At 41.4% G+C, this 18,700-nt stretch carries 20 protein-coding genes, 1 pseudogene and 1 riboswitch; of the genes and pseudogenes, 8 read left to right on the forward strand and 13 right to left on the reverse strand.

The features are described from left to right. Position 1: 1 nt before the first annotated feature. Positions 2-1,432, forward strand: coding sequence for a sigma-54-dependent transcriptional regulator (locus ACFVS1_RS22275; protein ID WP_387550544.1), 1,431 nt, complete (start codon positions 2-4; stop codon positions 1,430-1,432). Positions 1,433-1,474: 42 nt separating this feature from the next. Here the strand turns inward: ACFVS1_RS22275 and adhP are convergent, their stop codons facing one another. Next, complete coding sequence (gene adhP, locus ACFVS1_RS22280; RefSeq protein WP_387550687.1) at positions 1,475-2,488, reverse strand: alcohol dehydrogenase AdhP; 1,014 nt, start codon at positions 2,486-2,488, stop codon at positions 1,475-1,477. A 275-nt stretch (positions 2,489-2,763) separates the two neighbouring features. Between adhP and ACFVS1_RS22285 the strand changes: the two genes are divergently transcribed. Then, a complete protein-coding gene (locus ACFVS1_RS22285) occupies positions 2,764-3,060 on the forward strand; it encodes a DUF3892 domain-containing protein (protein WP_101224982.1) in 297 nt (98 codons plus the stop codon). A gap of 81 nt (positions 3,061-3,141) precedes the next feature. Here the strand turns inward: ACFVS1_RS22285 and ACFVS1_RS22290 are convergent, their stop codons facing one another. Beyond that, complete coding sequence (locus ACFVS1_RS22290) at positions 3,142-3,954, reverse strand: hypothetical protein (protein ID WP_241590112.1); 813 nt, start codon at positions 3,952-3,954, stop codon at positions 3,142-3,144. 137 nt (positions 3,955-4,091) lie between these two features. Beyond that, positions 4,092-4,613, reverse strand: coding sequence for a YbaK/EbsC family protein (locus tag ACFVS1_RS22295; protein ID WP_352926810.1), 522 nt, complete (start codon positions 4,611-4,613; stop codon positions 4,092-4,094). A 170-nt stretch (positions 4,614-4,783) separates the two neighbouring features. Then, positions 4,784-4,828: riboswitch (PreQ1 riboswitch) on the forward strand. 6 nt (positions 4,829-4,834) lie between these two features. Between ACFVS1_RS22295 and ACFVS1_RS22300 the strand changes: the two genes are divergently transcribed. The 3 genes from ACFVS1_RS22300 (at position 4,835) to ACFVS1_RS22310 (ending at position 7,846) form a co-directional block, all read left to right on the forward strand. Further along, positions 4,835-5,320, forward strand: coding sequence for a QueT transporter family protein (locus ACFVS1_RS22300; protein WP_048686195.1), 486 nt, complete (start codon positions 4,835-4,837; stop codon positions 5,318-5,320). Between the two features lie 123 nt (positions 5,321-5,443). Continuing rightward, positions 5,444-6,100, forward strand: a complete 657-nt coding sequence (locus ACFVS1_RS22305) for a TVP38/TMEM64 family protein (protein ID WP_387550550.1) — start codon at positions 5,444-5,446, stop codon at positions 6,098-6,100. Positions 6,101-6,214: 114 nt separating this feature from the next. Beyond that, complete coding sequence (locus ACFVS1_RS22310; protein WP_387550553.1) at positions 6,215-7,846, forward strand: ATP-binding protein; 1,632 nt, start codon at positions 6,215-6,217, stop codon at positions 7,844-7,846. A 14-nt stretch (positions 7,847-7,860) separates the two neighbouring features. Here the strand turns inward: ACFVS1_RS22310 and ACFVS1_RS22315 are convergent, their stop codons facing one another. Both ACFVS1_RS22315 and ACFVS1_RS22320 read right to left on the reverse strand, forming a co-directional pair. Beyond that, positions 7,861-8,094 (reverse strand): hypothetical protein, encoded by a 234-nt coding sequence (locus tag ACFVS1_RS22315; protein ID WP_387550556.1) that lies wholly within the window; start codon positions 8,092-8,094, stop codon positions 7,861-7,863. Positions 8,095-8,164: 70 nt separating this feature from the next. Continuing rightward, positions 8,165-8,668, reverse strand: a complete 504-nt coding sequence (locus ACFVS1_RS22320; protein WP_387550559.1) for a hypothetical protein — start codon at positions 8,666-8,668, stop codon at positions 8,165-8,167. 117 nt (positions 8,669-8,785) lie between these two features. Here ACFVS1_RS22320 and ACFVS1_RS22325 point away from each other — a divergent pair, with 117 nt between their 5' ends. Beyond that, positions 8,786-10,420 (forward strand): copper resistance CopC/CopD family protein, encoded by a 1,635-nt coding sequence (locus ACFVS1_RS22325; RefSeq protein ID WP_387550562.1) that lies wholly within the window; start codon positions 8,786-8,788, stop codon positions 10,418-10,420. Between the two features lie 18 nt (positions 10,421-10,438). Then, entirely contained in the window at positions 10,439-11,101 is a 663-nt protein-coding gene (locus ACFVS1_RS22330) for a YcnI family copper-binding membrane protein (RefSeq protein WP_352926796.1), read from the forward strand. Between the two features lie 51 nt (positions 11,102-11,152). Here the strand turns inward: ACFVS1_RS22330 and ACFVS1_RS22335 are convergent, their stop codons facing one another. The 5 genes and pseudogenes from ACFVS1_RS22335 to ACFVS1_RS22355 form a co-directional block, all read right to left on the reverse strand. Next, positions 11,153-12,148: a S8 family peptidase gene (locus ACFVS1_RS22335; protein WP_352926794.1), complete on the reverse strand. Its 996-nt coding sequence runs from the start codon at positions 12,146-12,148 to the stop codon at positions 11,153-11,155. A 318-nt stretch (positions 12,149-12,466) separates the two neighbouring features. Then, positions 12,467-12,544, reverse strand: a pseudogene (locus tag ACFVS1_RS22340) (SEC-C metal-binding domain-containing protein); the annotation flags it as partial. 623 nt (positions 12,545-13,167) lie between these two features. Then, the gene (locus ACFVS1_RS22345; protein WP_241590121.1) at positions 13,168-13,737 is read right to left on the reverse strand and encodes a nitroreductase family protein; all 570 of its coding nucleotides are present in this window, start codon (positions 13,735-13,737) and stop codon (positions 13,168-13,170) included. An 11-nt stretch (positions 13,738-13,748) separates the two neighbouring features. Continuing rightward, positions 13,749-14,921, reverse strand: a complete 1,173-nt coding sequence (locus ACFVS1_RS22350) for a toxic anion resistance protein (RefSeq protein ID WP_387550567.1) — start codon at positions 14,919-14,921, stop codon at positions 13,749-13,751. Beyond that, positions 14,918-15,574, reverse strand: coding sequence for a 5-bromo-4-chloroindolyl phosphate hydrolysis family protein (locus ACFVS1_RS22355; protein ID WP_352926785.1), 657 nt, complete (start codon positions 15,572-15,574; stop codon positions 14,918-14,920). The genes ACFVS1_RS22350 and ACFVS1_RS22355 overlap by 4 nt, the downstream gene beginning before the upstream one ends. 249 nt (positions 15,575-15,823) lie before the next feature. Between ACFVS1_RS22355 and ACFVS1_RS22360 the strand changes: the two genes are divergently transcribed. Then, positions 15,824-16,261 carry a hypothetical protein gene (locus ACFVS1_RS22360; protein WP_387550570.1) on the forward strand — a complete coding sequence of 146 codons (438 nt, stop codon included), beginning with the start codon at positions 15,824-15,826 and terminating at the stop codon, positions 16,259-16,261. A 289-nt stretch (positions 16,262-16,550) separates the two neighbouring features. On the opposite strand, the gene ACFVS1_RS22365 is transcribed toward ACFVS1_RS22360, so the two are convergent. The 3 genes from ACFVS1_RS22365 to ACFVS1_RS22375 are packed head-to-tail and all read right to left on the reverse strand — an operon-like array spanning position 16,551 to position 18,273. Then, positions 16,551-16,778, reverse strand: a complete 228-nt coding sequence (locus tag ACFVS1_RS22365; RefSeq protein ID WP_352926782.1) for a hypothetical protein — start codon at positions 16,776-16,778, stop codon at positions 16,551-16,553. Between the two features lie 44 nt (positions 16,779-16,822). After that, positions 16,823-18,100, reverse strand: coding sequence for an ammonium transporter (locus ACFVS1_RS22370; RefSeq protein ID WP_387550573.1), 1,278 nt, complete (start codon positions 18,098-18,100; stop codon positions 16,823-16,825). Beyond that, positions 18,097-18,273, reverse strand: coding sequence for a hypothetical protein (locus ACFVS1_RS22375; RefSeq protein ID WP_387550576.1), 177 nt, complete (start codon positions 18,271-18,273; stop codon positions 18,097-18,099). The genes ACFVS1_RS22370 and ACFVS1_RS22375 overlap by 4 nt, the downstream gene beginning before the upstream one ends. Between the last annotated feature and the right edge of the window lie 427 nt (positions 18,274-18,700).

Below are 18,700 nucleotides of genomic sequence, written 5' to 3' on the forward strand. Positions count from 1 at the left end.
GGTGGTTCATTTACTTGTGGTAGACGATGAGAAAGAGGTTGGGACTTTTTTATCCCGCCTTTTTACGATGAAAGGTTACCTCGTTCAAGTTGTGAATAGCGGGACGGAGTTTCATGAGATCGATTGGAATCAGCAGCGTTTTGATGTCGCAATGATAGACCTGAAGCTTCCGGATTGTGATGGTCTTTCCCTCCTGCAGCATCTAAAACAACTGCAGCCGCGTTGCAAGGTACTGATCATGACCGGATACAGCACCGTCAAGACCGCCGTTGATGCCATGAAGCTCGGCGCGAGTGATTACATGGAAAAACCTTTCGTGGATATTGAAGTACTGGAAAGGCAGATTGACAACCTATTGAATGAAAATGAAGCTTTGAATCAGCATTTCATCCATAAGCTAGCCGAGGATTCAGGACTCATTGTCGGTGAAAGTCCTTTAATGAAGAATTTGATTGAAACGGCTTTCAAGGTGGCCCAAAAATCCGTCAATGTATTAATTGAAGGAGAAACCGGAAGCGGAAAAGAAGTGCTTTCCCGCTTCATCCACATTGCCAGCCCCCGAAACCATGAACCTTTTATCGGCATCAATTGCGGAGCAATCTCTGAATCCCTGCTTGAAAGCGAATTATTCGGTCATGAAAAGGGAGCTTTCACAGGAGCGACCCAGCTGCGAAAGGGTTTTTTCGAAATTGCTGGGAATGGGACGCTTTTCCTTGATGAAATTGCGGATGCGAGTCCCGCCATTCAAGTCAAATTGCTTCGGGTTTTGGAAACGCGGGAATTCATGCGGGTTGGCAGCAGCGGGACATTACGGACGAACGCCCGGTTAGTGGCCGCCTCCAATGAAAATCTGCAGCAGGCAGTGGACAAAAATAAATTTCGGGAAGACCTATTTTACCGACTGAACGTCGTGACTCTCGATATCCCGCCATTAAGGAGCCGAAAAGAGGATATTCCCTTGCTTGTCCGTCACTTGGTTGAGAGAAATGGTCATGGAGATATTTCTTTTTCCAATGAAGCCATTGAAAAATTACAGCAATACAACTGGCCAGGCAACATACGCGAACTTTCTAATGTGGTCATGCGCACGCTAACTCTTGCAGACCATAAGTCGATAATAACCGCCAATGATATCTCACTATCCAACAGTCAGATCACTCCTGACAAAAATGTGTCACCTAATGCGATTCAGTCAACTGAAAACCTTCTTGAAGAGTGGCGAAAAAGGCTGGTGGCTGATTTTAATGAGAAGGATGAACTGATGCTTGAAGACATCCTTACGGAAATCAAACAGCTTCAATCAACAATCGGAAAGGAGCTCGTCATGCAGGCACTGCAAAAAACCTACGGCAACCGGAATGAAGCTGCCAAATGCTTGCAGATATCCATAAGGAAATTACGTTATATATTAAATGAGAAGAGCCAGACATAATAAAAAGGAGGATGCCCCGTTCCAGGGCTTCCTCTTCTTTTCCTATTCTAGCGTTAATACGATGCGTCCGTTGATTTCTCCCTTTTCCATCATTGAAAACACGTCATTGATCTCATCAAGCTTTCTTGTTTCAATATTCGTTCTGACTTTACCCTCAGCCGCAAATTGAACAGCTTCCTGTAAATCTTTTCTCGTCCCGACGATGGACCCTTTTACAGTTACCCCATTTAACACTGTATCAAAAATCGGGATGGGAAGTTCATCATTCGGCAAACCGACTACGACAAGTGTGCCGCCCCTCTTGATTGAACTGTAAGCCTGTTCGAAAGCTTTTTTCGTAACCGCTACAGAAATGGACGCCTGCACACCGCCGACTTTATCCTTTATGGCCTGTACAGGATCGGTCTTCAGTCCATTAACCGTGTAATCCGCCCCAAGTTCCGTTGCCAGATCAAGCTTATCATCTTGAATATCGACAGCAATCACATTAAAGCCCATCGCTTTTGCGTATTGCAGCGCAACATGTCCCAATCCGCCAATTCCATAAACCGCTACCCAATCACCAGGTTTTGCTTCCGATACTTTAAGAGCTTTATAGGTCGTTACACCTGCACAGAAAATTGGTGAAACCTCCGCAAAGTCAAGCCCTTCAGGAACCTTCACCACATATTTGGCAGGTGCTTTACAATATTCAGCATACCCGCCATCCACGGAATAGCCTGCATTCAATTGATCCAAGCAAAGCGTTTCCCTTCCGGTCAGACAATATTCACAATCACCACAGGCCGAATAAAGCCATGGGATCCCAACACGGTCACCCACTTTCAAGGAAGTTACGCCTTCTGCCACCTTTTCTATAATGCCCACACCCTCATGTCCGGGGATAAGCGGAAGCTTGGGTTTTACCGGCCAATCACCATGTACCGCATGCAAATCGGTATGACACACGCCACAGGCTTTAATTTTCACTAATATCTCACCATATTCCAACTCTGGGATGGGAACTTCTTTAATCTCAAGTTTTTGGTTAAATTCATTGACGACCGCCGCTTTCATTGTCTTGACCTGTTGTTTCGCATTTACAGTGCTTGCCCCTTGTTTTACATTCATGATCCATTTTCCTCCCTTAATCCAGTGGATATTATTTCTTACTACTACTTACAAGATGCAAGTGCCATGCCACTGCAAAAAGGCCAAGAAGACAACAATCACAAAAAAAAAGTGCCGAAAAATCGGCCCATTTGGACGAATTAACGGCTCAAGTTGGACGAAATCCGGTTTGTATATTGCAGAAAAAATGGCTCACCCTATAAATAGGAGGTGTCTAAAACATGGACCAATTTGAAAAAGCCTATGAATCATATAAACAGCAGGGAACACCGCAAGCAAACCAACCTGATTCAGCAGGAAAAGAAGAAATCATCGCCGTAAGGAAAAATGAAGAGGACAATATTATCGCCATCAAGACGAACTCCGGCCGCGAACTCGACTACCCCACTGCCCTTGCGGAAGCAAAGGCGGGCAACCTGGCCAATGTTGACGTCTTTCATAAATATGGACGTGACATATTGCGGAGTGAGCCCGATGGGATAAAGGAAAATAACCTGGATCAACTGCCGGAGTTTTGAATTTTCGGGGAGACTGCCTGATATGGGCAGTTTTTTTCTGTCTGGATGAGCAAAAAAAGAACCAGCGTGATTAGCCGGATCTTATTTTTCGTAAGGATAGGATTCAGAGATTTCGAGCAGTCGGCCGCAGGACTCGACAACCTCGATGATTTCCATCCATGACATGTCCAGCCCCAGTTCATTAGCATGGGAAATCTTATCCCGTAATTTCCGGATGGCGTTCGCATCCTTCTTCCCTTTACTTTTCGACGGGATTTGGAAGAAGCACCTCAACTCTTTATCTTTATGTATAATATCGAATTTATCACTGATTTGCAGGCACTCTATTATATTGATATCCTCATTTTTATCGATTCTCCTTCTATATAATTCGGTTGCCTTTTCTAAACGGTCTTCGCTGATCATTGGATACCAGCTGCCATCGCCGAATCTATCCAGGATGATATCACTCATCCTCATTTCCAATAAGGTAATATATCCGAATATCAGCATCCTGATCGGAGGCTTTTGAAGGTCGGCATGGGTAATCAACATTTTAATTGAATTATTCTCCAATACGAACACCCTTGTTTTATTCTTAAAAATATGGAGAAGCTGGATCAAAGGGGTTGAATCCGAAACCATTTCCCTTGGTGAAAAGTTTTTCAAATATTCAGAAATAGTTCCTTCACCTAGTTCTTGTCTTTCGATATAACCGATGATTTCCCCTTGATCTTGGACTGCCAATATATCAAAATTCTTTTTTTCCAATGCTTTCTGAATATCCAGTGCCAGATCATTTTTATGGCAAAACTCAAGCTCCTGGGCAATGCTCTTAACCGTTATATTTTCTTCATAAAGTGTTTTAAGACTAAGATAGCTACTATTGCTTTTTCTTTCGCTTCCATTTAACATCTTTCAACCTCCGCTCAGGAACACTTTCTGCCCTTTTTCCGCTTTAATCATAGAAATGCATGCGGCCCCCACAAATAAAGTCCACTGCAGTGGACTCAATCCCAATCATGTGGATCTAATTTTTTGGCACCCATTAATCAAATGCCATCAACTGCATTGCCTACTGCCGTTTCCTCATTCCCCCTTTCTTCCCAGCCCTTACAAACATCCACCCAATCCTTCGCACCTGAATATTCAAACAATTCAGCGAGTGTAAGTTCTATTGCAGAGTTCGCACTTCCGCAAGCCGGGAACAATGACTCGAAGCGCTTCATCGATACATCTAGAAAAACAGCTAAATCGTTTGCCAGACCAAACGGGCAAACTCCCCCGATTGCATGGCCTGTCTGTGCAAGCACTTCTTCAGGCGCAAGCATTCGTGCCTTGAAGCCGAATGTCTGACGAAATTTCTTATTATCCACTTTGGCGTCCCCTGCGGCAACTACCAAAATCGCGTGTTCACCTTCCCCTTTAAAGGAAAGAGTCTTAGCAATCCTCGCTGGTATAACACCGATGGTTTCCGCTGCCTCAATCACCGTAGCACTCGATGTTTCGAACTCCTTTACGTCGCCTTCCCGATTCCATTGTTTAAAATGGCTTTTGACACTCTCGATCGACATATTATACTCACTCCTTTGACATACATATTGAAATAATATCATCCTTCATTGCAATAAATCAAAATCCCATTGTGCTACTTCTCCTGCTTGGAAACTTATAAATTAAAACCATTCTTTACAAATTGACGAAACAAGCGTACATGCGATACTATTAAACATTGGGTAAACGCCTACACGTGGTTCGTAACCATCCCACGATAAAAAACTAGGGAGAGAGTAAAATGAATGTTCGTACACTCGTGATAAACGGGTTATTGGCTGCCTTGTATGTGGCGGTCTCATTGGTGTTTAAACCAATAGCTTTTGAGATGTTCCAATTCCGAGTACCGGAAATGCTGAATCATCTGATTGTATTCAATAAAAAGTATATCTACGGTATCGTTGGCGGAGTCTTCATATCGAATCTTCTCTTTTCACCGATGGTGCCATATGATTTGATTTTTGGAGTGGGGCAATCCCTGCTTGCCTTATTGCTTGTCATTTATGTTTCTCGTTTCATAAAAGGCATTAAAGGACGGATGATCGCCACGATTATCTTTTTCACGTTCACAATGTTCTTAATTGCAATTGAACTGAACCTTGCCTTTGGCTTGCCATTCTGGCTAAGCTGGATGACCACGGCTGTCGGTGAGTTCGTTGTCCTCCTGATTGGAGCTCCAATCATTTATGGAATGAACAAAAGAATTCAGTTTGAAAAGTGGCTTTAAAAGGAATCTTCGAACCTTTAAGCCACTATAATGGAAAAGAGCTGTCTGCATGATGCGGCAGCTCTTTTTTTTCACCAATGAACTCGAAAATGATAAACTATTAGCAAGAATGGTGGTGGCCCTTTGAAAAAAGTCCTGACCATAATCGGTCTGCTTGTAATTGCAATATTTATATACTCTAATGCAGATCTGTTCACTTTGGTTTGGAAAAGTGACCTGGATTCTGTTATTAGCATATTGAAGGAAAACCTTTTGCTTACATTTATTGTGACATTCGTATTGATGTTTGTACAAAATTCTTTTACAATCATCCCCTTAATTTTACTCCTGACTATCAATGTCACGATATTCGGATTCATATATGGCTATCTATGGAGTTGGTTTACAAGTGTTGTTGCCTCAGGATTCATTTTTTATGCAGCAAGAAACTGGTTTCAGGAGCTTCTCTTAAAGAAGATTGGCGAAAAGTGGCAAGAAACCGTTGTGGAGCATGGCTTCATGTACGTTTTTACAGGCAGGATTTTCCCGCTTATCCCAACAAGCTTAATTAACTTGGCAGCTGGCGTCAGCACTGTCACGTACAAGGATTTTTTATTAGCGACGGCGCTTGGCAACCTTATATACTTTTTCTTCCTATCGCTGATTCCCTATGGACTGCTATCTGTTGAAATGAACCAATACACGCTAGCTGCACTCGCACTCCTCTTCTTACTATTTTTCATTATCTATAAGCGTGCAAAAAAGAAAAAGAAACTTACCTTCTACAGAAAAAACAGGTGACCACATTGGCCCTGTTTTTTTATTTAGGATTCTGCATATATTTTTTTCCGATAGTTTGTTAAAATGTGTATGTAATTTCACCTTTGAAACGTCTTAAAATCAGGGAGAATCTCCATGTCCAAAAGCTCCATCTTAGCAATATATATCCTATCCGGGATTCTTACATTAGTCGTGTTCGACTACTTTTTAATTACAAATATCCAAAACAAAGAGGTCTTTATTCAACTTCAAAGAGTGGAAGGCTTTGTTTTCCTTTTATCCATAGGCTTGGTCTTATATCTTTATTTAGCTAAAAGAGAAGAATTCAAACGATTAAAAGAAGCGGAACAACGTCGGCGTACACTCATCAATTCAATGGTGGATTTCGTTAACTTCAAGGATGGTGATGGCCGATGGCTTGAATCCAATACCTTCGGGCTGCAATTATTTCAATTGGAGCATGTAGATTATAAGGGAAAAAGAGACAGTGAGCTCGCAGAATACTCGGAATTTTATAAAGAGTCGTTGATCTACTGTGAAGTTTCCGATGAAGAAACGTGGGTAAAAGGGGAAATCACACGGTGTGAGGAAATCATCCCTCTTCCCGATGGCAATCACAAGACCTTTGATACAATCAAGGTTCCCTTGTTCAATGAGGATGGTTCACGAAAAGGCTTAGTCGTCATTGGCAGGGATATTTCTGAAAGGGTTGTCGCGGAGAATCAATTATTCGAAAGTGAACAACGCTATAAATCATTGTTTGAACACAACCCATATCCGATGCTGATGCTTGATTTAAACGGAATGATCACGACCGTGAATCCTAGATTTGAAACGGTAACAGGCTTTCAACAGGAAGAAATACATGGAGCCTCATTCATTAATTTGAACTTTTCCGCAGTAGACGCGGAATTGATCCGTACATCTTGCCAATATGTCATGGAAAATCATAAGGGGATCAAAAAAGGGAAAGATATAGAATTTCTGACGAAGTACGGGACGCCCATCTTACTTTCTTGTACGTTTGTCCCGATGATGGTTGGCGAGGATTTAGTCGGAATCATTACTTATGCTAAAGAAGTCACTCAAATCCGGGAAACCGAAGCACGCTTAAGAAGAACCGAAAAATTATCGATAGTCGGCGAACTTGCCGCAAGTGTGGCCCACGAGGTACGAAACCCGCTGACTTCTTTAAAAGGTTTCGTCCAGCTGCTTAAAAAGAGCGACCATCCCTATGAACAATACTACACAATCATGTTAAGTGAGTTGGACCGGATCAATCTTATTGTAAGCGAGTTACTCGTTCTGGCAAAACCACAGGAACTTCCATTCAGCAAACATCAAATCATCGACCTGATGAATGATGTCAAAACCTTGTTGAAACCAGAGGCGGACTCGTACCCCACCCAAATATCAATATCTGTTAAAAACGAAATACCGCATCTATTATGTGAGGGAAATCAACTAAAACAAGTTTTCATAAACATGCTCAAAAATTCAATGGAGGCATCCGCCGATCACATTTGGATTGATTTCGAACGCATGGACAATAACCTTTCCATCACCATCAAAGATAATGGAAGCGGAATTGAAAAAAACCGGATAAAGCATCTTGGAGAACCTTTCTATTCTTCTAAAGAAAAAGGAACCGGATTAGGACTGACAGTCAGTTGTCGAATCATCGAGGCGCATCGGGGAAAGGTCCGCTTTAACAGCGAACTAAACCACGGAACCGAGGTCCAAATCATTTTGCCCATAAAATCTTGAATCCGAGGACAAGCCTAAACCTTGTCCTTTTTTGCAGGATTCAGAACGATCCTATTTAAGCTGAGAGTGAAGAAATCCTCCTTTATATTCCCAAAGAATGACACAGTCTCGACAGGCTGTTTCACATTAACCTGGCCTTCTATATCATTGGATGTATCGCTAACTTTCTTGCCAGCCGTACTCATTTGTGTTGCCTCAACTTCAGCTTCTTTTGTTTTGACATCATCCACGGTTTCTTCCTCATCCATCTCCACCTCCATATCCTTTTCAAAAACAAGGACGTAAGTCCGGCGCGGTAACGGAAATGGCCGTCTTCGCTTAATCCTTGATCTTCACGTGTTTACTGCTCTCACCGTCATATTCAATCGTTGCTCCGCTGGAATTTGTCGCTGCATCCATTTCGACTGAAGAAATATAATTATCGACCTCGATATGATAGGTATGCTCATTAGATTCAAAAGATTTGTTCCATACTCCGGTTGGTACAGTAAGATTGTTCAACACTGGTGCATTATTTCCTTCCTCACCTAAAGAATCTGCTGACGCTACCTTCTCTATAGAATCCGTTTTCAGTTTTTGTGTTGAACTACTTTCAAGTTGCTGTCTTTTCGGTAATTGGCTGGCACCACTGCTTGGTTTTAGATTACCCGAGGATTCCGCTGATGTTAATGATGATTTACTCTCCTTATCCGAGGATTCTGCTGATGTTAAAGATGATTTTTTCTGAGGATAATTTTGATGGCTTTGGTGCAAAGCGGAATCCCCAACCAATACTATGGTTATAATGGAGGGAGGCAGGTCACCTAACCTTATTGTTATCACTTTTCTAGCGAACCTCTTAAACTGCCTTTAGATAACTAATTTATTTTCACTGTTTTTTCACATTTTCCTTTTATAATAAACTTACATAATCTGATGAAAGGATGATGGCACACAAAGATGAAAAAATATTTTTGGCTGATAGTCAGCCTGTTCGTTTTGCTTTTAAACCCGGCAATGGCTTTTGGTCATGCTACAATAATAAGCTCTAATCCTAGCCCGAATGAAGCGATGGATACTCTTCCTGAAAAAATCAGCATTCAATTCAGTGAGAATATACAACCAGCTTTCCATTCGCTTGAGGTATTCAGCCAAGATGGGGACAAAATTCAAATCCAAGACAGTGCAATCTCGGAACAAAGTGAAAAAGTACTGGAAGCTAGATGGAATGGCACTATCGATGAAGGGATTTACTACATTAAATGGAGGGTGGTTTCGAGTGATGGCCATCCCATTGAAGGAACAATACCCTTTCAATTCGGAGACTCAGCCGGTCTTTCAGACCAAGAAAATTCCGAAGTGAATGCAAGTTTTCCGAATTCCTTCAATGTAATCCTGCAAAGTCTTCAATACATATGCTTCGCTGCCCTAACCGGAATCCTTTTTTTTAGATTATCGTTAATACAGGATTCTCGACTTTTTGAAGCTAGCAGAAGAACTCGTCTATACCTTTGGCTTTCATATGCAGGTTTAGCATTTTCCATCTTCTGCAGTCTGCCTTTAAAAGTTACAATTGATGCTGGCGTAGGTTGGACTGATGCATTTAAAGTTAGTTATATAAAAGAAGTATTGAATGGGACAAACTTTGGATCGGTCTGGATCATTGAAATTCTAATATTGCTGCTTCTATTTTTAGTGATTTATTTCATGCTTGAGAACTCCCTGAATAAATCACTACCTTACCTCTCTTTCATCATAATTGCCTGCTTGATGATTTGTAAGGCTTTTACTGGACATACAGCAGCCGTTCCTAATCAGGTACTGGCCGTTTTGATGGATTTCCTTCATTTATTGTCCATGGCTTTATGGCTCGGCGGCCTTATGGCCTTATTGGTGATTTTGCCTGGGCTTGCCGATCGGCAGGCAGTTCAAGAAGATAAGAAAACGTTTTATTGGTCGATCATTTCAAGGTTTTCCAAATGGGCATTTCTGTTTGTAATCATACTGATTGTCAGCGGGATATATAGCAGTTTACAGCATGTACCGACTATCCATTCATTGTTTAACACAACATATGGCCAATTGTTACTAGCGAAAGTCGGTCTCATGTTAGTCATGATCGTTCTAGGAGGCTTTCATTTTCTCCGAGGGAAAAAGCAAACGAAAAAACTTGGTTATAGTGTGGGAATGGAGTTTGGTTTAGGGGTCGTCATACTACTCGTTGCAGCTCTATTGACAAATATCCAAACTGCCATGTCTTCTCCCGGGCCCATTGAAAAGACCTTGCTGACTGAAGAAAATAATGAGGTTACATTAATGGTGACCCCCAATGAAGTTGGAGATAACCTGATTCAAGTAAACCTTTCCAATGAAGGGAAGCCAATTGCTGATATAGAGCAGCTTACAATCACAATGCAGCCATTAGATACGCCAAATGGTGAAATGAAGCTGCAGATGAAGGAGAAAAACACAGGTACATTTACATCAAAGTCTATATTAACCATGCCAGGAAAGTGGAGTATCCATGTTCACGGATTAACTGAAAGCCTGGATTCAATCAATGCTGATTTTATAGTTTTCATAGGAAATTCATGACAGGAGGGATTAATACTAATGAAAAACATTTCAAAGCTTCTTATTTTTACTTTTGCCGCATTATTCATTTTTTCCGGTTCAGCATATGCTCACGTTACAGTCAAGCCTAGTTCATCTGCACCTGAGGCGTGGGAAACTTATACACTCAAAGTACCAGTAGAAAAAGAAACTGCCACTACAAAGGTGACTTTAAAAGTACCTGAAGGGGTTACTTTTGAAAGCTATCAGCCTGTACCGGGGTGGAAAGTAACGACAGAAGGTGACAAAGATGGGCATGTAAAATCGGTAACTTGGGCAGCAACTGATGAAGGAATAGCAGCTGGACAATTCCAGCAATTCTCTTTCGTAGCACAAAATCCTAAAGAAGAAACGAAAGTTGCATGGGATGCATTTCAGTATTACGAAGATGGTGAAATTGTTGAATGGAGCGGTGATGAAGGCTCAGACCTACCGCATTCTGTAACGGAGATTACAGTTGCGCCCAAGGCTGATGCAGAACCTGCGGACCATGGCCACAAAGATGAGGCTGACACTAATGATTCCACGGCAACTGACAATTCAAAGGATTCAGCAACATCAGAAGGTGATGGCAATCAAACGCTGATCATCACTCTGGCTGTCATTTCACTAATTCTGTCTATTGTAGCGCTTTTTGCAGCTCTAAGGAAAACTAAAAAATAATCATTATGGAAGGTGCCCCAAAAATTCTTGAGGCACCTTTTTTCTCTTCTATTATTCCATGACCACCGATTTACTCGGTAACTTAATGTTTTCTGATTCTATTGTAATCTTAATCGATTTATCAGCTCTTTGGTCCGCTATCGTTAAGTTAAGCAACCCATTTCCCTGTGCTTTTTTGCTTATTCCCAGATCTTCCGTACTTTTCACCAGCTGTGCATATAATTCCGCTTCAGTTAAATTGCGGTCAAATTCCTTTTCAGCAATCACTTTCAAGAGGGCTGCTGCACCGCTGACATGTGGCGTAGCCATTGACGTTCCGCTCAACCTGGCATATTTATTTCCTGGATACGTAGAAAGAATATCAACCCCTGGCGCCACCAAGTCAATTTCATCATTCGTATTTGAAAAATCCGCTAAATTTCTGCTTAAGTCCACAGCTCCGACTTCCACTACCTCGGGATATGCTCCTGGATAATCCAATTCATCCGTTTCATGACGCCCATCACCGCTATTTCCGGCTGCACAAACAACAAGGATATCGTTCTGAAGGGCTTTTTGAATGAGTTTGTGTTCAGCCTCATCCGGAGGCCCGCCAAGTGAAAGTGAAATAACCGAAACCTTTTCTTCATTAGGTCCCCGCCAATTGATTGCATACTCTAGAGCCCCATTAATCCAATCTATATCACCTTGCCCTTGACCATTTAGGGCCTTTAACGCTAATATGCTCGCTTTCGGAGCCACTCCCACTACACCAGCATTATTAATGGCAGCCACAATCGTACCGCTGACATGTGTCCCATGTCCATTATCATCTTGATAATCCCCAGTATTGGTAAAATCCTTCCCGCCAATGATTCTTTCTTTGAGGTCTGGATGTCCCTTGTCAATGCCTGTATCGATGACGGCAACTACCACGCCCTCACCATAATTGCTTTTCTCCCAAATCGCCGGTGCTTTCACAAGCTCGACACCCTCAGGAATCTTCTCTTTCACCGTTTCCATTACTTCAAGAACTTTGTAAGGTATTAATCTTCTTTCTCTTGTCATTTGATTACCCCTTCCTTCGTTCAATAAGTTAAACTGCCATCAGTGTGGGGATTTTCATCCCGTCTGGTTGCCGTTTACCGTTGAAAGAGATGAGATCAAAAAACCCTTCTCTCTTATATATACCAGATTTATGAAAATAAAAAAGAAGTTTTTGGAAAATTCCGTCTAAATGACTACTTTTTATTTCTTTTTGTGTTATTATCTGGTATCCTAATTATAGAACAAACGTTCGTTAAATACCATATTTTTTTATTCATTACTCAATTTTTTACCAAATAAAAAAGAAGCGACCCGAATCGAGTCAGCTTCCATGAGATGTTAAGCCGCGCCGCAGCATTTTTTGTATTTTTTCCCGCTTCCACATGGGCAAGGTTCGTTTCTGCCAATGATCGGTTCTGTATGAACATGCGGCATTTTAGCCGCCTTTGCACTTTCCGTGATGATTTGCGTGCCTTTATCCTTCATTTGCTGATACCGCTGTTTAAATAACTCCATTACATCTTTACTGTATTTTAACGTATCTTCCGCAATATCCATCGCCTTTTGCTTGGAAATATTATAATCCTCAAGGACAAATTTATTATCACCAAAAGAAACCCTCACACCAAAATGCTGTCCTGCCTGTTTATTGCCTTTAAGTTCCTCAACGAATTCAAGGTATACCTCCTGGCAATCACAAGTCTGGTGCATGCAATAATAATCATATATCCAATACGTTTTATCTTCATACTTACTCTTTAAAGCAATTCCATCCTCCACGCCAAAAACATCCAGATATTTTATCGCTTTTCCATCAAGTATCTCAAATGGATCAATCGTTCTCATCTATAGACACATCCTAATTCATCAAAATTTATTCTTCCTATGTATTGTACAACCTAATTGATCAATCGTCACTTGAAACGAAGCCTGACGGATCCAAATCCCTTTCAGGAAAATCAGTTTTAAGGAAGCCTTATTGACGGCAAAAAAAAAGCTGCATCAGTGTCTATACACTGATGCAGCCGCCCCTCAATCCTTCATCCGATCCATGTGGTCAATTCATCAAACGGTGTTTTCTTAGCAGGTTTCGGCTCCATGTCAGGATAACCCAAGTATATGAAAGCCAATACCTCTCCTTTAGAGGATAAATTGAAAAATTCACGGACCTTTTCATGATAAGTTATTTTCCCCGTTCTCCATACTGCTCCCAGACCTAGGGAATGTGCTGCAAGAAGCATGTTTTGAATGGCACTGTTCACTGCCGCATATTCTTCTGCCACAAGGACGTTATTCTTATCACTAGGCTCTATGCCCACTGCGATGATGACTGGAGCCCTTAATGGATTCTTTTTTTGCCGTTCGAGCTTGCTGATTAAACTTTCAGGGGTATCATCAGCATTTTCAATTCTTGTGATTTCTTCGAATACCTGGCCAAGTTTATTTCTTCCTTCTCCAGTCAAAACAAAAAAACGCCAAGGCTCCGTTCGATGATGATTGGGTGCATACGTTCCAGCTTCAATGATTTGCTCGATCATTTCCTTAGGTACCGGATCTTGCTTAACGATTCCAATGCTTCTTCTCGTTTTTATAGCTTCGATAGTTTCCATGTTATCTCCCCTCATCCCTTTATCTCTAATAGTTTCTGTTTCAGTTCATTTTCCATTGTTGCCAATTCCTGTTCCGCTTGCCGGCGTTTATGCCTTCCTTCTTCTTGAATCCTCATGGTTTCCTCAAGCGTGGAAATCAAGTTAGCTTGAGTGCTCTTTAATGTTTCAATATCCACAAGTCCGCGCTCATTTTCTTTAGCCGTTTCAATGGTATTGGTTTTCAGCATCTCAGAGTTCTTCAATAACAAGTCATTCGTAGTCTTGGAAACCTGCTTTTGTGCTTCTACAGCATGCCTTTGCCTGATTAAGGTCAATGCAATCGCAACCTGATTTTTCCAAAGCGGAATCGCTGTCATGATCGAAGATTGGATTTTCTCGACTAGTGCCTGATTCGTGTTTTGGATCAGCCTGATTTGCGGTGCGCTTTGAATCGTGATTTCGCGACTCAATTTCAAATCATGAAGCCTTTTATCCAACCGTTCAGCAAATTGCAGCATATCATTGACTTCTTGAAACTTCATTTGATCATTGCTTGATTCAGCGGACTTCCTTAGCTCCGGAATCGTTTTCCCATGGATTTCTTCGAGTTTGATTTCCCCAGCTGCAATATAGACATTCAATGCCTGGAAGTAATCCTTATTCGTTTCATATAGCTTTTCAAGGATTACGATATCCGATAGCAGGATATTCTTGCTCCGATCGAGTTTCACACTGATACGATCAATTTGGGCCCCTGTTTTTTGATACTTGGATAGCACCTCCTGTACAGATCCTGAGAGCTTCCCGAACATACGTGCAAAGAATGAGGGCTTATCCGGTTTTAGCTCATCCGGGCTAAGCTCGTTTAACTTTTTCATTAAATCACTGATAATGTTGCCCACTTCACCCACATCTTTTTTCTGGACATGCTCAAGCATGGAATTAGAAAAGGTCAGGAGCTTTGATTGGGCGGGTGTACCATAGGAAATCATCGCCTGATGATTCGTTGGGTCGATTTGTTCGGCAAGCTGAAAAGCCTTTGCCCTGTTCTCCTCAGGAATGACATCAATCAGTTTAACCGGTTTCGCTTCCTGTGAAGATGCTTTCTCCAGCTCCTGAACCCCATCAAATGGATTGGCTAAAAGATCATCGATCAAACTGGCATTGTTCGTTTTATTCAACAGGTTTGGATCATTGTTATTCATTTTAACCTCCTGCTTTCATCAATTACTTGTGACTCTTTTCTCGTTTTAATGGATTGCTTCGCAACATCCAATTCGAAGTTAAGGTGATCGATATCATCGGCAATCACTTTATATAAATCCTTTTCTATCGTATTAGTGAGTTCCTTTAAAGTTTTACGAGTCTCTGTTAAGGAGAGTTCGAGTCCCCTATTCTTTTTTGGCTGCTGTGCTAAAAAAACATATTTCTCCGCAAGCTCCATGGCGGAATCCAAATGCGAGTAATAAAATTGTTCCGCCTGGTAAAACCGCTTCGGTTCTTTTTTCGTCAGACTATAAATTTTCCTGATCATTTTAATCATATCCTTCCTCTGTTTGAAAGAAGAGATATGCCTGACCGAGATTAGTGCTTTTTGCACCCGCCAAATCTTCGGTTTTGCTTCCGTTAAATTTTTCTTTATATATTGATATTCTTTTCTCGTCAATTCATGTTTCTTGAGGTATCTCGATGAAAAATATACGGAACTTAGCCAGTATGCAAGCACCCCTCCCGCTAAAGATATGACAACGGACAGGGCAAACGGTTGATTCAATACAAAATAACTAATTATCCAAACCGGCAAAACCATTGGAAATGCGATCAATATCGGAAAAAAATCAGCAAGAAATCGATTCATAATCATTACACTCCTGACTTACACTCTTTTCTATATATACGGATTATCCTTGGAATTGGTTTCAAGATGGATTAAAAGAATTTCTCCTATCCTAAACGATATAGGAACCGGATGGTTTCTGCAAATTTATTGAAATTTTTTCTGTAAATTAACACTTCTCCCCGCTTTTATGGGCTAACGCCTAGTCACTTCACCGAAACTTACATAAGTTATAACGTATCCATCCTGATTAAAAAAGGAGAGTTGACCATGAATTCATACGGATTTTACCCTTTTCCACAACAAAATGGAAATTACCAGTACCTTGAGCCTAATTATAACCCATATTTCCAACAGCCTGAACGATTTGATTACATGCCACAGCAAGATTGGAACCTTCAGCAGGTACAAGAAAATCCATATAGCCAGGTGCCTGACCAATTCGATGTTGAAAGGCAGCCTCAACAACTTGAAAGAAGAGTCCGGGAACTTGAGCGTCAAAACGAGCGCCAATCGAGGGAGCTCACTCGGCAGAACCAAGAAATTACAAGGATAAATCGAGAAGTGAACCGTGTAAACCAAGAAATAACCAGACTGAGTCAGAATGATCAACGTCAAACGAATAGGCTGAATCGACTAAATCAAAGACTTCGTGCCGTTGAACGAAACCTTAACATCCCCTTCACCGCAACAGATGATGGTTTTTAAAGAAATAGCAGGAGCTCCTTATGGGCTCCCGCTTTTTTATTTTCTCCATGCTTCTATTGAAGGCCTGGTAGTCATTTCATGAGATTTAATCAAACGATTGATTAGATCTTTAAAGCTACACTTAACCCTTGTCTGCGTTACTTAAAATGATTACTGAAGCGCAGATTAAAAAGAAAATGCTAGTTAGCCCATTCCCGCGGAATCCCTTAAATCATTTAACAGAAGATTCCATAATGCTGCAAAAAACAAAAAAGAACGGGAGTATACTTGCACCCTCGTTCTTTCTCGTTTACAGCATTATCCGTTTAAACTTTTCGTTTCTTGATTCCTGTTCCTCCTGGGTAGACAAGTCATACTTCTTCAATAGATGAAAAAGTTCATTCAATGTTTCCTGCGAATTCCTTTTTTCAAGATATCGATCTAATGTTTGACTCAATTCGGATGGTAAAAATGCCTTTTGACTCTCAAATTTCAGCCTGACATCTTGCTGCGAATGATTAAGATTGCATGCACTCATTTAAAATTCACCTCTTAATTGTTTCTACCATTGTATTATGGACATTACCTTGTCAATTCTTCATCCTGCTTATAGTAGTCCTCTACCTTGATGAACTCCGGCGAGGTATGTGTGGCCATGATGCCATGATAACTGATATCCAGCCCAAGTTCTTCTTCTTCTTCAGTGGATCTTATAGGCAGCCAAACATTTATAACTTTAAAAACGAGCCATGTCACTGAAAAGCCCCAGATGCATAACACTGATAATCCTAATGTTTGAACTCCGAGCAAATGCCATCCCCCACCTGCAAACAATCCATTTTCAGTGGAGAAAAGCCCTACCGCTATCGTACCCCACATCCCTGATGCCGCATGTACGGGAAAGGCACCAACCGGATCATCGATTTTTCGGGCTTCCAGCCAATTTGTCGCAGCTAACATCAACATTCCCGATACCGCTCCAATCAACAATGCCGCCAGATCACTAACGAATGCACAGCCAGCCGTAATCCCGACAAGACCTGCAAGTGAGCCATTGATGACGGAAGGTGCATCCGAGCGTCCATATCTAAAAAGTGTATAAAGCAAGGTCGCCGCTCCCCCTGATGCGGCTGAGAGCATCGTGACAATGGCAATATGGCCAATGCGTCCATCAGTAGCTTGCAAGGTGCTTCCAGCATTAAACCCAAACCAGCCAAACCATAAAAGAAATGCCCCAACAGATGCAAGTGGGAGATTGCTCGGCAGTGAAATGGAGCTAGGCCCCCGTAAAGTGAATTTACCTGCTCTCGGCCCAATTACAATGGCAGCCGCAAGTGCAGAAAAACCGCCCAGTGCATGAATGACCGCAGACCCTGCGAAGTCCTGCATGCCCAACCTGCTTAACCAGCCACCACCCCATACCCAGTGACCGGCAATCGGATAGATGAATGCGGTCATCATTATGACAAAAATAAGATACGCCCGAAAATTGATCCTTTCTGCAACGGCACCCGAAACGATGGAAATGACGGCGATGACGAATGCGCCTTGAAATAACCAAAATGCGTCGATGGAAATCGTTAGGTCTATATGCGACAAATCTCCTTTCAGCAGAAAGCCGCTTGCTCCAATAATTCCAAATACATCCGCTCCATACATTAAGCCAAAACCAACGACGAAATAGCAAAGCGTTCCAATCGTAATATCGGCAAAAACCTTCATGATGATGTTCACATTATTCTTCGTTCGGACGAAACCTGCCTCCAATAAAGCAAACCCGCCTTCCATCAATAGAATCATGGCTGCAGTCAGAACCACCCAAATTGTATCCAAGCCAGCGTTTAACGTTTCTAGAGTCATCTTTGCGTTCCCTCCGCTTTCTGCCAGGCCATTATATCGTTAATGATGTCAGATGGTAAATTCATTTCCCGTTTTTCCGGTTCAGCTTCAAGTAAACCGATCATCTCATTTAAAAAATCGACCTTCTGTTTTATTTTCTCGATCTGTTTATATCTATCTTTAACATTCACCAAATGCTCAACGGCCTGGTGATGACTTGGAGCACGCCCTGTAAAAAAACGTTTAAATGGTGATAGGGATTGATACCAAGCTTCCTCAGCTCTTCGTTTTTGCTCATATTTATGAATTTTACCTTTGATCGATTCAATTTCCGACTCTTGTTTGCTTTTATGGAATAGCAGTCCTTTTACAACTTCTTCAGATGAAATTTCAAAAACAACTCTACTATATAAATCATCACGAATATAAATGTTACATCACCTCACGTAGTCACGTTATGTTTTCTCATTATATTAATAATTCTGAATTCAGTCAATAATTAAACAATAAAAACACTTTGCATAAAGAATGCTATTAACCACACTTCTTGTCGTTGTCCTTCATTAATCAAACGTTTGATTAATGAAATTCCTAGAGAAATTTGGAAGGTATAGATAATCA

Origin of the sequence: Peribacillus sp. NPDC058075 (assembly GCF_042885195.1) — a bacterium.
GTDB lineage: Bacteria > Bacillota > Bacilli > Bacillales > DSM-1321 > Peribacillus.

What these genes read in the sequence shown, in the direction of transcription:
- ACFVS1_RS22335 (WP_352926794.1), bottom strand. Translation starts at nt 12,148, where the DNA reads ATGACAAGAGAAAGAAGATTAATACCTTACAAAGTTCTTGAAGTAATG.
- ACFVS1_RS22310 (WP_387550553.1), top strand. Translation starts at nt 6,215, where the DNA reads ATGTCCAAAAGCTCCATCTTAGCAATATATATCCTATCCGGGATTCTT.
- ACFVS1_RS22330 (WP_352926796.1), top strand. Translation starts at nt 10,439, where the DNA reads ATGAAAAACATTTCAAAGCTTCTTATTTTTACTTTTGCCGCATTATTC.
- ACFVS1_RS22300 (WP_048686195.1), top strand. Translation starts at nt 4,835, where the DNA reads ATGAATGTTCGTACACTCGTGATAAACGGGTTATTGGCTGCCTTGTAT.
- ACFVS1_RS22345 (WP_241590121.1), bottom strand. Translation starts at nt 13,737, where the DNA reads ATGGAAACTATCGAAGCTATAAAAACGAGAAGAAGCATTGGAATCGTT.
- ACFVS1_RS22325 (WP_387550562.1), top strand. Translation starts at nt 8,786, where the DNA reads ATGAAAAAATATTTTTGGCTGATAGTCAGCCTGTTCGTTTTGCTTTTA.
- ACFVS1_RS22370 (WP_387550573.1), bottom strand. Translation starts at nt 18,100, where the DNA reads ATGACTCTAGAAACGTTAAACGCTGGCTTGGATACAATTTGGGTGGTT.
- ACFVS1_RS22295 (WP_352926810.1), bottom strand. Translation starts at nt 4,613, where the DNA reads ATGTCGATCGAGAGTGTCAAAAGCCATTTTAAACAATGGAATCGGGAA.
- ACFVS1_RS22360 (WP_387550570.1), top strand. Translation starts at nt 15,824, where the DNA reads ATGAATTCATACGGATTTTACCCTTTTCCACAACAAAATGGAAATTAC.
- adhP (WP_387550687.1), bottom strand. Translation starts at nt 2,488, where the DNA reads ATGAAAGCGGCGGTCGTCAATGAATTTAACCAAAAACTTGAGATTAAA.
- ACFVS1_RS22365 (WP_352926782.1), bottom strand. Translation starts at nt 16,778, where the DNA reads ATGAGTGCATGCAATCTTAATCATTCGCAGCAAGATGTCAGGCTGAAA.
- ACFVS1_RS22315 (WP_387550556.1), bottom strand. Translation starts at nt 8,094, where the DNA reads ATGGATGAGGAAGAAACCGTGGATGATGTCAAAACAAAAGAAGCTGAA.
- ACFVS1_RS22290 (WP_241590112.1), bottom strand. Translation starts at nt 3,954, where the DNA reads ATGTTAAATGGAAGCGAAAGAAAAAGCAATAGTAGCTATCTTAGTCTT.
- ACFVS1_RS22350 (WP_387550567.1), bottom strand. Translation starts at nt 14,921, where the DNA reads ATGAATAACAATGATCCAAACCTGTTGAATAAAACGAACAATGCCAGT.
- ACFVS1_RS22285 (WP_101224982.1), top strand. Translation starts at nt 2,764, where the DNA reads ATGGACCAATTTGAAAAAGCCTATGAATCATATAAACAGCAGGGAACA.
- ACFVS1_RS22355 (WP_352926785.1), bottom strand. Translation starts at nt 15,574, where the DNA reads ATGAATCGATTTCTTGCTGATTTTTTTCCGATATTGATCGCATTTCCA.